This is a genomic window from Coprococcus phoceensis (assembly GCF_900104635.1).
Classification (GTDB): Bacteria; Bacillota; Clostridia; order Lachnospirales; family Lachnospiraceae; genus Faecalimonas; species Faecalimonas phoceensis.
In genome coordinates, this window is sequence record NZ_FNWC01000007.1 from 1,047,846 (window position 1) to 1,060,775 (window position 12,930).

8 protein-coding genes are annotated in these 12,930 nt (G+C 40.0%); all 8 read right to left on the reverse strand.

The window, feature by feature from the left end; genetic code table 11:
• Nucleotides 1–130 precede the first annotated feature (130 nt).
• Nucleotides 131–4,342, reverse strand: a complete 4,212-nt coding sequence (essC, locus tag BQ5364_RS08775; RefSeq protein ID WP_071144084.1) for a type VII secretion protein EssC — start codon at nucleotides 4,340–4,342, stop codon at nucleotides 131–133.
• Between the two features lie 86 nt (nucleotides 4,343–4,428).
• Nucleotides 4,429–4,896 carry a hypothetical protein gene (locus BQ5364_RS08780; protein WP_071144085.1) on the reverse strand — a complete coding sequence of 156 codons (468 nt, stop codon included), beginning with the start codon at nucleotides 4,894–4,896 and terminating at the stop codon, nucleotides 4,429–4,431.
• Nucleotides 4,896–5,360: a hypothetical protein gene (locus tag BQ5364_RS08785; protein ID WP_071144086.1), complete on the reverse strand. Its 465-nt coding sequence runs from the start codon at nucleotides 5,358–5,360 to the stop codon at nucleotides 4,896–4,898. Before BQ5364_RS08785 ends, BQ5364_RS08780 begins: the two co-directional genes overlap by 1 nt.
• 177 nt (nucleotides 5,361–5,537) lie before the next feature.
• Entirely contained in the window at nucleotides 5,538–10,625 is a 5,088-nt protein-coding gene (locus BQ5364_RS08790) for a DUF6531 domain-containing protein (protein WP_071144087.1), read from the reverse strand.
• 18 nt (nucleotides 10,626–10,643) lie between these two features.
• Nucleotides 10,644–10,940 (reverse strand): hypothetical protein, encoded by a 297-nt coding sequence (locus tag BQ5364_RS08795; RefSeq protein ID WP_071144088.1) that lies wholly within the window; start codon nucleotides 10,938–10,940, stop codon nucleotides 10,644–10,646.
• An 11-nt stretch (nucleotides 10,941–10,951) separates the two neighbouring features.
• On the reverse strand, nucleotides 10,952–11,239 hold the full coding sequence (locus tag BQ5364_RS08800) for a hypothetical protein (protein ID WP_071144089.1): 288 nt from the start codon (nucleotides 11,237–11,239) through the stop codon (nucleotides 10,952–10,954).
• A 12-nt stretch (nucleotides 11,240–11,251) separates the two neighbouring features.
• Complete coding sequence (locus tag BQ5364_RS08805) at nucleotides 11,252–11,647, reverse strand: hypothetical protein (RefSeq protein WP_071144090.1); 396 nt, start codon at nucleotides 11,645–11,647, stop codon at nucleotides 11,252–11,254.
• Between the two features lie 30 nt (nucleotides 11,648–11,677).
• Entirely contained in the window at nucleotides 11,678–12,922 is a 1,245-nt protein-coding gene (locus BQ5364_RS08810) for a type VII secretion protein EssB/YukC (protein ID WP_159431679.1), read from the reverse strand.
• Nucleotides 12,923–12,930: the final 8 nt, after the last annotated feature.

Below are 12,930 nucleotides of genomic sequence, written 5' to 3' on the forward strand. Positions count from 1 at the left end.
AAAATAATTGCTGTTTTTGATTATTTTTATTTAATTTCTTTGTTTTATATCATACCATTTGTTTTTATATATACAAAACAGGATACTGCAACTTCATATCTGTATGCAATATCCTGTTTCTTTCTTATCCTTATGATATTTCTTTGTGCAGGATTAATTTCACTTTCCGATTAACTCCTGCATTGTGGTAATAACCAAATTCCACTTTCCGATTTTCTTCCCGAACTCCCGTATAACTAAACAGTAACTGATCTTTGATATTTCCAAGAATCAGGACTTCCCTGCTTGCCAAGAGCATTTCTATGAACTTGCTTCTTGTCATTTTCTTTACCTTAAATTCTGAAGTTACAAGGACATAAATACCATAACGGACAGCTTCTTCCAAAATATCAATCATACTGTTATCTTCCGCCACATTATCATACAATTCCTGAAGCATGTCTACCATGACATAAATTGGCGGAAGTGTTTTGGCAAAGCTTTCGATGCTTAAAGAAACATCATCCAATTTGGCTTCTTCATACGCTTCTTTTCTTTCAAAAATATCTTCCTCAATCTGCTTTAAGGCATCTGCAACCGTACTCTTATCACTTGCATAAACTACATTCTCTCTTGACTGGTAAGCAGCAAGTTCATGACTCTTATTATCAAAGAGATATACCTTTTCACCCGAAACCATAGAAAGCATATTTTTGATTACATTTGTTTTGCCTGTTTTTGCATTTCCAATTACAAAGGCTGGTGTCTGTTCCATGGAAAGATAGTACATCTGTAAAGTATCCGTATCCAATCCAATTGGTACTTTCCGGTTTGTCTTTTCATATCCTGGGTAGGATGGAAGCATTGACACCGTAAGTTCTTCCGGCATAACTGGAATTTCTTTTGCCTTTTCTTCCGAAGACTTCTGATCCAGTTCAAAAATAAGTGCTTTCAGTTTTTCATTGTATTCTTTTTCTGTTTCAAACACAACGGGAGTATATAGCTGCATCACATGGATGCTGTCTGTTTTTACAAGCGCCCTTCCTTTATGCTCTTCCGGCAGCTTATAGGAACTCCGTCCAACAAAAGAAGAAAGTTCACTTTCATCAAAATTGAAACCACCGATTCTCATTTTGAAATTGTTTCTGGCTGCACTTCTCATAGCCCCATCTCTGGAAGTCGTTACTGCCAAATAAATACCAAGCCCTGCCCCGTCTCTAGATACTTTTTGTATGAAAGATTCAACAGCTTCTCCCAGTTCTTTTACCACTTCATACTGGTCTATGACAATCACAATGGCTTTTAATGGTTCCGCCTGTGTTTCGTTGTAAACCGAAAAGTTCTGTACCATAGCACGTGCCAGTTTCTTCTTTCTCTCTTTGATTTCCTCTAAAATCAATTTTTGGAATTTTCCGATTTTTTCTTCATGGTCTATATTCATATAGTCCGCAACATGGGGAAGCTGTTTTAATGGGATCATTCCACTGTTACCGAGATCCAAAATATAGAAATTCAGATTTTTCACTGCATTCTTTGCAGATAATCCTAAAATAATCTGCGTCAGCAGCATCGTTTTTCCATATCCGCTGGAAGACAGATATAAAAGATGTCCATTTTTTTCAAAGTCAAGGACATATTCCGTCTGTGCCTGTTCTTCAGGGATATCCATCATACCAATCCCTAATTTCAAATCAACCTTCTTGAAACCGGCACTGTCCTGAATTTCCATCAAATATGGAGATGCAATTTGAAATGCCAGAGATGGAAGCCAGGTCTTTTTCACTTTGACACAATGCTCTTCTTCGTAAAGTTGCTGAAGGTGTTCTACTACAACATCCAACTGACTTTTCTTGAGCTGCTGGCTTTCCTTTCTGCCACTGAAATCCTTATTTAAGGCTTCTCCCTGTCCAAGCATATTCAGCAGATATACCCTGTCGTCTTCCTCTTTTTGTTCCTCTTTTGTTCCGTAGGAAGCGCCACTCCATGCGGACTGGAACAATTCATAAATCTCATTATTACCAACCTGTAAGTATCCACGTCCGGCCTGTGTGATGTTTGCAGCATCTGCCGTATGAAGCATTTCTTTACTGTCCGCTGCATTCTGTACTTTTAAGCACAAACGGAATGTTGAGTTACTCCAAATCTGATCATCTACTACTCCTGATGGTTTTTGTGTTGCCAGAATCAAATGCACTCCAAGGCTTCGTCCGATACGTGAAGTGGAATCCAGTTCTGCCATGAATTCCGGCTGTTCTTTCTTTAACTCTGCAAACTCATCACTGATGATAAACAGATGCGGAAGAGGTTCTTCTGCTTTTCCCATACGGAATAATTTCTGATAATCATTAATATGGTTTACACCATACTCTGCAAAAATACGCTGTCTGCGTGCCAGTTCACTTTTAATGGATGCCATCGCCCGCATACTCTCTGCTTTATCCAAGTTTGTAATTGTCCCCAATAAATGCGGAAGATTTGCAAACAGGTTTGCCATTCCTCCACCTTTATAGTCAATCAAAAGAAAACCGACTTCATGAGGATGAAAATTCACAGCAAGAGAAAGTATATACGTCTGAATGGTTTCTGATTTACCGGAACCTGTTGTACCTGCCACAAGACCATGCGGTCCATGTGCCTTTTCATGCAGGTTCAGTTCGGTGAAATCATTCTCCGCTTTTGCACCAATCGGAACTGCCAGGCTTTTATAAGCACTATGAGACTCCCACCGTTTTTCTACTTCCAGTTGAGTCGGCGTATCGACACCATACATTTCAAAAAATGTCAGTTTATCAGGCACCTGAGAAGTAATCCCCTGCTCATGGATCAAAGGACTTAATGCCCTTGCCATTCTTTCTAGAGGAATTCCTTTTGTGTGTTGTACTTCAAACCGAAGGTTCTTCCTTTCCCCTTCCTCTAATAAAAGATGAGCTTCCTCTGAGTTGTCTAAAATACAGATTGTTCTGATGTTTTCAGGGAGATTCGATTTCTGATCGGTAGTATAAATCATACTAAACCCTAATTCCATTTCCCTGCTTTGCAAGTATTCCATAATAGCATGATTTAAAATCAGTTTTGGTTCATCAATGATAAACAGCAGATACGGAAGGAAAATGTGTGCTTTTTTCTCTTCTTCCTGTTTTAGTTTTCTCTCTTTTAAAATCTGCTGGATACTTCCCAATATCTGATCCCTGATCTGCTCCGAATAAATTTCTCCGATTACATTGATAAATTCCAACCGCAGATGCGGATACCAGCGCATATACTGGAAATCTTCGGTATATGCTCCGCTATGGATAAAAACAATCTGTAACTCCCGGTAACTTTGGAAAAAAGTTAATTGGGCAAGCATATATTTTAATTGATCATGGATATTCCGTTTACTTCCAACCAGACCTAAATGTGCTTTTTTCAGATCAATCTCTACGGGAATCTGTTCTACTTTTTTAAATTCTTTTGGAATTTTCTTGGCACATTCAATCAGTTCATCCTTTGTCATATCCAGTTCTTTATCTTCGTAAGAAACTTCTATCTGGGACTCGCCTTTCCGGTATCCTAAATTTACTTTTAAAAAGTCATCATCTAAGATGGAACGTTCGTAAATACGGCTACTATATTCCAATACCATATCTTGCAGCATAGAAAGTGTCGGTGTCTGATAATCAATCGCTTCCCGTTCTTCTTCCCTCAACTTTTTGATTTCTTTTCGTTTCCGAAGAAGATATTCATCATACATCACTTCCCGGTCTTTATTTTCCTGCTTGATATTCCGTTTTTCACTTACATATCTCTGAATAGAAAAAATTAGGGTAATAGCGGTCATTCCTGCCGTCATGTACATATAAGGACCACGTTTCATCAATACGCCCATGGCAATCGTAAGTGCCATCATGCAAAGGGGCGGGATGATCAACTGTGCCAGACTCCCTTTTGACATCTCTTTTTTTCTTGGAGGAGCTTTAATTTCTACCTTCTCCTCTTTTCTCTGATATACAACTCTTGGAGAACGTTTATAAAAAGGAAATCCCTCAAAATATTCTTCTTCCTGTCGTTCTGGAAGTAAGGTTGTTTCAAAATACTCTATATCTGATTGAACTTCCAGTTTTTCTTTGAAAAATGTAATCCTAAAATCTTCAATATGTATCTGGTCTCCGTTTTTGATGATCATCTGATTGCCACTTACAATCTGATTATTCAGAAAAACTTTGATATTTCCCTCTCTTTTTAAGTTCAAGATTTCTCCATCCAGGCACATCTGTATTGGAAGATGCCATACAAAGTCGTAAGAAAATGAATCCGCTTCTGTCCCAAACCAAATCTGCGGCTTTCTTTTGTATGTTCTGATGGATGTATTCTTTCTCTCCATGTATTTCTTTCTCCTTTCGTATGGTGTCTTCTAATATCATTTATAGAAATTTATCATATTTACTTTACTTTATGTATAATACACTTTTAACTGCATTTTTTGTAAAGTTCCTCTATAAAGCCTTCAATTCCTATAAGCATAGCGTCTAATGTTATCGTCTTTTCTCCTTTTATAATAAGTTTAAATCCACCATTAGAATTTCTTTCTATAGATTTAATTTTTGAAACCGGAATACATCTTTTTTTACCTATAGGATGCATAATAATTAGTTCATCTTTCTCTAATATTACTTTATATCTCCCTATCACCCATCCTGCTGAAACACTAATTAATCCCATTATAATAAGAAAAACAGATATCCCTACATCTTTGTACATAAACATCATTATAGCCGAGAAAATTATTGTAATCACAAAACAAATATACAGAATTTTCCAAAAAACTGGTGGAAAATATAATTGATTTTCCTTGTCTTTTACTTCATATTTTTTTCTTGTCACCATCGATATAATTCCAAATACCAATGTCATAAAAAACAACCATTCTATTCTCATTATTTTCTCTCCTCCACAATTCCAAATTTACTATTAGGTAAATATGTCACTTTTAAACGCTCCCCTTCATAAATTCCAGTACTATAAACCACCACATTTACTTTTCTATTTGTTTTAGAGTCTATAATTGCAATACTTCTTGATCTTCTTCTAGTCTCTCTACCATAATCCCATTCTATTACTTCTCCCTCTGCTTCTAAATATTCTTCTTGCATCACGTTAGGAAAATCTTTTATAGCTGGAATCACACGCCACATAAATATAATCCCCAAAAATAATCCTATTGTGCATTTCAATACTATATTAATTCTTTTCTCATTTCTTTTAACCATTTGCTTTATATCTGGTGCCATTTTTTCCCAGCAAATCCACCTCTTTTTTTTCAACGCTGAGATTAAATAAATAGCAACCATAACCGTTATCAATAAAGTTTCTACATACAATTTCACAATTACTTCATCCATAATTCTTTCCCTGCACTTTCTTACTTTATATTTCTCCTAATATTCTCTCTAAATGATTCATACACAGTACAAATCTTACTATAATATTTCAAATACGCTTTATAAATATAATTTTTTCTCTGATTGATATTTTTTCACCCATAATAACATCTTTATCATTTAAATTAAATAATATTATTATGCTATATCACAATTTATTATTTCCTCTTTGATTTTCAATATATTTTCCCATATATTATTCATATTACTTTTTATATTTTGAACAACGCTCTTCCAATCCACTTCCTTTCCCATTTTTTCACTCCATTTAGTCACTGCATCTTTCAAAGCACCTAGAATTGTGTCTGGCATTCCTTTTATACTCTCTACCATGAAAAATTTGTTTCCATACATTTTTAAACTAGTTAAAACTTTAAAAGAACCCGCCCGTATTCTTTTATCATGATACTCATATTTAAATTTCCAATCATGAAGCGAAAATTTAGTTAATAACTTCTCTCCCATTTTATTTGTAAACTTACTTGTAAATTTATCAAAAATTCCTGCTGACGCACTGGCTATTCCTGAACTTATTCCTGATCTTATCATAAGTGTTAGCACTGAGTCCACCGTAAAACTAGTGGTTCCGTCTGCCATGTCCCAAATCCCCTCAACAAAAGTTGATGTGGCTCCACTCGCTGCTCCCGCCCAAGCTGCTCCTGCACCAGTCCCTGCAACCGCACCACCTACTGCACCTCCTATTGTAGCTGATACTGTTTTTTTCAAGGACGGTTTTTCTCCTGTAGCAATGTCTGTAACTATCTGAGAAATACCGCCAAAAATTCCTCCTGCTATTCCTCCTATTACTGCTGTAATCCATAAACCATTTAGATCCACAAAATAAAATGGATTACTATAACAATATACATATTCATTTAAAGTTATGGGTTCTATAAATGAACCTTTTACTCTATCACAAGCTAAAAATCTACCGCTCTCCACTAGGTATTCTCGCGCCTGAGCATAATACGTCCCTGCAATCTCATCTCTCTGGTATCCCGTATAGCCAAACGGCTGTATCTTCCCCTGGTTCTGATACAGGTCTTCCCCGAAGGCTCCGTATCCATAACTCTCTTTGAGAATTCCGGCACTGTCTTCAATCCGAAGCGGACTTCCCAGTTCGTCCTGAAGGTAATAGTTCCGTTCCCCATTTTCTTCATACGCTGCCACGTTCCCGTCCCAGAAGTATCTCTGGTTTCGGTTTTCCTCTGTCCGCTCCAGGAGGTTATAATACTGTCTGGTCAGGTCCAGGGTATAGGTGATCTGCCGGCTGTTTCCGATTTCCATGCCAATCCTGCTTTGCGGATCCAGTTTCTCCAGCTTCTCTTTTGGAAGGACACCTTCCTGCTTTCCTACCCGGTGTCCCAGTCCGTTGTACTGATACCTTGCCTGTTTTCCTGCCGCATCCACCGCTTCTTCCAGACGGTTGATTGCACCATAGACATACTGTTTTTTCCATGCCCCATTTTCTTGGATGCCGGTTAGGTTTCCTCTCTTATCGTAGCTATATGCTTTTAAGAGCTCTCCATGTTTTTCGCTTACCATCTGGTTGATGACATTGTACTGGTAGGAAGTCCTTTCCCCGCTTTCTTCTTTCCATGTCCGGTTTCCAAAGGCATCATACCCATACTGGGTCTGCATCTGCCCGTCCTTTTGGATTTCTGCCAGCCTGCCCAGTGCATCATAACCATAGCGGTAGTGTCCGCTCTCACGCTCCAGCCCTCTTCTCTCTTTTGTAATGCCACTCTTGTTTCCCAAAAGGTCATACAGATAAGTATAACGGTCAATGACTCCTTCTTGGTCTTGATGTACCAGTTCTGTCAGCTGGTCTTTTTTGTCATAAGCATAGGTGGTCTTTGTTCCATTGGGGAACTGTTTTTCACACAGCCTGCCCAGAGGGTCATACGCATACGTGATGACGCTGTCCCCTTCTTTTAACTCTGAAAGACGGAGCTGCTCATCATAACCATAGAAGACCGTCTTTCCATCCGGATAGGTCATGCTTTTTCTTTCTCCTGCTTTTCCATAGGTATAGGATACTTCCCTTCCGTCTGGGTACTGTACCTTTTGTGCTCTTCCCAGTGCATCGGGAGTGATCTTTGTACTTCCTAACCAGTCCTGCACCTCCAAAAGCTGCCGGAGCGGGTTATAGGACAGTTTCACTTCTCTTCCGTCCGCATACTGGATACCGGATAAATCTCCCTGTTTTGTATAGGCATACTTTGTCAGGTAACCCTCCTTATCCAGTTTGCTAAGGAGCTGCCCTTTCTTATCATAAGTATAAACTTCCTTCTGTCCCAGGGCATCCATGGTTTCTGTGACCTGTCCCCGCAGATTCCTTGTATAACGGGTGACCTGGCACAGCCGGTTTCTTCCATTCTGTTTCTCTGCTTCCAGAAGGTCTGTATCCATACCGGATCCTTCTGTATCTTCCTTCAGGCTTCCCTCTGCACCATACTGGCGGATCTCGATGAGCCGGTCACAGGCATCATACTGGTATTCGGTTTCATTTCCAAGGGCATCCGTTACTTTTGCAAGCCGCCCGCTTAAGGTATAGGCATACCGGGTGGTGTTTCCCTCCCCGTCTGTCATGGAAGTCACATTTCCAAGGGCATCATAAGTATAGGATTTCTTCTCCCCTTCACTTCCTGTGATCTCCGTGATCCGGTCCATGCTGTCATATCCATAACGCAGCACAAACCCGGTGGCAAGGGTATGGGTTTCCAGGTTTCCGTTGGCATCATAGGTAAAGGCTTCTTCTGTACCATCTGAGTATTGGATTTTTTCTAATAGTCCGCCTTTTTGATACTGGTAACAAGTAGTACGCCCTGCCTCATCGGTGATGCTCTCCACATCGCCTAACGGGGTATAAGTATAATGTCTGCTCTCCCCAAGGACGTTGGTTTCTTTCACCAGGTTCCCGTTTCCATCGTATTCCATGGATACGGTATTGCCCAGGGCATCTTCTGCCTCTATGAGATTTCCTTCCCCATCATACCGGTAGGCATAATGGAGTCCTTCTTCTCCGTTTACTTCCACCACTCTTCCAAGGGCATCATAAACAAACGTGGTCTTCGCCCCGTTTTCATCTTCTTCCCCGGTCCGGTTCCCGTTTCCATCGTAGGTATAGCGTACCACTGCCCCGTCTGCATATTTGATCCGGGATAACAGGTTTTCTTCATTATAAAGATAGGTAGTCCTTGCACCGTCCGGTGCTGTCACCCTTGCAAGGTTCCACATGCTGTCATAAGTCAGGAGGGTTTCCCTTCCTTCTTTATCAATGATCTTGCTTGGGCGGTTTAAGACATTGTATTCCCTTTGGATGCTCGCCCCGTCAAAGTCTGTCACCTTCGTTACTTTTCCACTTGCATTGTATTCATAGCTTTGGCAGTTTCCCTCCGCATTTTCCACGCAGGTCACATTTCCTATCACATCATACGCATACTTTGTGACATTCCCTTTTCCATCGGTACTTTCCACCATCCGGTTCAGGGTATCATACCCATACTGGGTCATATTTCCCTGTGCATCTTCGATCGCTGTGATATTTCCCTTTGCATCATAGGAAAGTGTGATCCGGCTTTTGTCTGCCTGCAGGATGGTCTGCGGCCACCCTGCTTCCGTATAGGTGATCTCCACTTCATTTCCAAGGGCATCCCTGGTTTTTACAAGCCTTCCCTGTGCGTCGTATTCCCCGCACAGTTTATCCTTTCCATTTATCCTGATCCCGGTTGGCTGGTTCTTTTCCCCATACCGGATCTCCGTCTTGTTCCCAAGGGCATCAATCACGCGCACCAGGTTTCCTGCCGGATCATAGGCATACTGGGTCTTATTTCCAAGCCGGTCCACATACAGAGTTTTCTGGTTATTCTGGTTATAGGCAAAACGTTCCTCCCCGTTGCTGTGGATATGCTTCACATCCCGGTACTTGTCATCATGGACATAGATCACCCGGCTGCCATTCCGTTCCGTAAGTTCTACGGCCTTCTTTTCTGCATCATATACATAAGACATCCGTGTCCCGTCCGGGAACTTCTGTAAGGTGGTGCGGTGTTCCTCATCAAAGAAGTTTTCCACCGTCACGATTCCCCTTTGGTTCTCCACCTGCTCCAGTTTTCCCTGCGGGGTATAGCCATAGCGGAAAGTGTTCCCATCCGGAAGCGTCACTTCCTTCAGAAGTCCCCCCTGATACTGATAGGACAGGCATCTTCCTACATGGTCTTCCACACGTTCCAGCATGCCATCTGCTCCGTAGGAAAAGGCAAAGAATTCCCCGGTGTCCTTTTCCGCTTTTACCAGATGGAAAGGTGCTTCCGTTTCATACGTAAATGTTACTCGGCCGCCCAAAAGGGTCTCCGTTTCCAGACACATTCCTTCCCTGTCAAAGCGATAGACTTTTTGTTCCCTGGTACGGTACGTATATCCGTCTTCTGCTTTCTCCAATGTTCCCTCACTGGCAAACAAAGAAAGATAGCGGTCCTTCTCCCAGAAAAAACGTTCCTCTTTCCCGTCTTCCCTGAGAAGCACCGCTTCCCCATCTGTAAACTCCAGATGTACTTCATAATTATGGTTCCAGTCCTTTCCAAGCACACCCTCTCGACCGTTGATGGCATTGTAAAACCGGCGGAACACAAACGGCTCCCTTCCGCCAACCTCCAGATCAGTTCGGTCATAGATAAAGTTTCCGGTGCTTAGGTTTACCGGGTCTTTGGAAAAGGCATGGCAGATGGTTTCCGCTCCTTTAATGTTCGCCATCAGTTTCTCCACTGCCTTCTCTGCATTTTCCGTTACCTTGTTCCATCTTGCCTGTACTTCCTCAAAGGCTTTTTTAAAGGCGGAATAATCGGTGGTAAGCGGAGTATGGATCAAAAACTGCTCCATTTCCTCCAAAAGTGTCTGCAGGTTTTTCGTGACCCCCATAAGCTCCCTGGTCTGGGCTGCATAGTCTGTATCCGCTGCCGGGATCAGCTCGCAGGCTCTTTGTCTGCAGTTTTCCAGTTTGGTCAGTGCCTCTTCCATCTTCTCTGTTTTTAAGGCACTGCGAAGTTCGGAAACACTGGAAACTGCCCCATAATGACGTACTTCGCCAGGCACTTCTGCAAGTGCCTCATCTGCCTGCTCTGCATAAGTTTTCATGTTCGAAATATGGGTTTTGCACCCGTTTAACAATGTTTTCAGTTCATTGCACAGCGTTGTGATCTCGCTTACCTGGAACACTCGTTTCATTCTATTCCACCTCTCTTTTTATTTATTTCCCATCTGACTAGCTCCTGTGGAATCCAGTTCTGTAAATTCAGAAGCAGCAAAACGGATACTGTTCGAAAATTTTGTCAAAGTATTACACAGCGCAATCGCTAAGTTATTTTCTGTTTCTAATTGTTCACGCAATGCATCCACTTCTTCGCCAGATGCATCGGATAATAAATCTATAAGTGATGAATATGCATCATTTACGTCCTCTTGTATATTTTCAATACCTTTTATTGTTGCACCCACAATGGATATAACACTATCCGAATTTACATGAATGTTGTTTGTCATTGTTTTCCCTCCTAACAACATGTATCCAAATCTGCAACCGCGGATTTAAAACTGGAAATAATGTCTGTATGTGCAGAATAGATTTCTTCCATAGATGATTTGGCATCATTTAATTCATCACACAAAAGTTGTACTTTAGGAGAGATAGAGTCCGTATAAAATTCGCCATCTCTTCTACTCAAATCTTGGAGTTGTTTTACAACATTTCCGACTAATTCAATTATACTTTTATGCTTTGCTATTAAATTTTCTTCTAATGAAGTAAAGTCCTCATCATTTATTGCAATTTTATTAGCCATCTCTCTACCTCCTTATATCAAACTTCTTTTATAGTCAATACTATTATTAAGGAAAGAAATTTTTTCATTTATTTTATCAATTTGTGTACCTAATTCTGTTACCAACTCCGCTGCTTTCTCAATGCCCTTATCATTTTCCTCCTTCGCATCGTCTATGTATGTTTCTAATTTGTTCGCCATCTCGCCTTCAAAAACATCCGGCTGCTTTATTTCTTTTTGCGCAAATTTTCCAACGGTTTCCTGCCAACTGGTAACCTCTGTATTACAATTAGCTTTTGCATTCTGTACTTTTTCTTTTGCGGCCTCATATTCTTTTAGTTCTACTTCTAAATCTTGAATCTCTTTTTTGAGTCCGGCAATTCTGCGTTCTTCATCTCTTTTTTTCCTATCATCTGAAAGACTTCCCATACTTTTTCCTCCTGTAACATCTAGAACACACTACTGTGCAGTATCTGTGGTATCCTGTGTCTGCTGTTCTTCTATGGAAGTATCCTCCTGCACATTTTTATTAATATTCTCTACATTTTCTTCCTCTTGAGGCTCATATTTATCGCCAAGTTTTTCTATCTGCCCCTCTAATTCATCCAACCTCTGTTTCTTCTCTGAACCATCTATCTGTGTATTATTCTCTAAATCGTCTGCCTCTTTCATATATGCATAAATTAGTAATTTATCATCAGACAGCGATAGGGCAATTTCTTCCGCTTTTTTTGTTTCCAGCCTTCCTATCCGTATCCAATACTCTAAAATCTTCGAATTGCTACTTATCGACAGGTTATCAATAATATTTCTCATTTCATCCTGACGAAAGCTTTCCATATTGGCGTAAGAATATGCTAAAATATAAAGTGTATTCTTTTCCATTTCAGATGGTTCCACATTTCGTAAGCTATCCACGCAAGTTCTATAATCTTTTTGAATAAAAGCCTCATTTGCTGCAAGCAATTGTTTCTGCTCGGGAACAGTTTTAATAGAAAGATATGTTGCATATCCACCGCCAAGCAAGGTTCCGATCAATGTAATAACGGCTACAATTCTCCATATTGAATACGTAGATTTCTTTACATTCTGCATCTCCCGCTTTTGTTCTAAAAGATAATCTTCTCTCACTTTTCGCAAGATATCTGCAATCTCTTCTGATGTTTCACAACGATAGATGGGTTCAAACCACTTTTCTTCTCTGCAGATTTCAATCCCACTTTCCTGGATTTGTGTGACAGAATATTTACTTCCCAAAACACCTGCAACAAAGCTTTTATAGGCATTAACAAATTGTAGATCACTTGGTTTTTCGCCACGTCCATAAATGTCTCGTTCTTTCAGATATAATAATCCATTTTCATCATAATACAGATTATCTACAGTCAGTTTCAAAACAAAATCTGTCTGTAGCTCTTTCAGCAAGCAAAAGTTAATCAATACTTGATATTTTTTCTCTCGTGATTCTACTTTTACATCTTGAAAAGGACTCATTCTTTCTATATCATAATAAAAATATAAATCTTCTCTGTCCTCTTCATATTTACAAGGCAGAAGCCCCCTTCGATCCACACAAAGTTTTTTATAATCATAACTATCTTTTGCATGCATCGAAGACTTTTTAATTTCTTCCTTCAAATAGGTAGCCTTCTGCTGCGTCTCTTCACCTTTGATCCATGTTTTTTCATCCTTCTTTTTTCCCATCTTCATCA

What these genes read in the sequence shown, in the direction of transcription:
- essC (WP_071144084.1), bottom strand. Translation starts at nt 4,342, where the DNA reads ATGGAGAGAAAGAATACATCCATCAGAACATACAAAAGAAAGCCGCAG.
- BQ5364_RS08790 (WP_071144087.1), bottom strand. Translation starts at nt 10,625, where the DNA reads ATGAAACGAGTGTTCCAGGTAAGCGAGATCACAACGCTGTGCAATGAA.
- BQ5364_RS08800 (WP_071144089.1), bottom strand. Translation starts at nt 11,239, where the DNA reads ATGGCTAATAAAATTGCAATAAATGATGAGGACTTTACTTCATTAGAA.
- BQ5364_RS08780 (WP_071144085.1), bottom strand. Translation starts at nt 4,896, where the DNA reads ATGAGAATAGAATGGTTGTTTTTTATGACATTGGTATTTGGAATTATA.
- BQ5364_RS08805 (WP_071144090.1), bottom strand. Translation starts at nt 11,647, where the DNA reads ATGGGAAGTCTTTCAGATGATAGGAAAAAAAGAGATGAAGAACGCAGA.
- BQ5364_RS08795 (WP_071144088.1), bottom strand. Translation starts at nt 10,940, where the DNA reads ATGACAAACAACATTCATGTAAATTCGGATAGTGTTATATCCATTGTG.
- BQ5364_RS08810 (WP_159431679.1), bottom strand. Translation starts at nt 12,922, where the DNA reads ATGGGAAAAAAGAAGGATGAAAAAACATGGATCAAAGGTGAAGAGACG.
- BQ5364_RS08785 (WP_071144086.1), bottom strand. Translation starts at nt 5,360, where the DNA reads ATGGATGAAGTAATTGTGAAATTGTATGTAGAAACTTTATTGATAACG.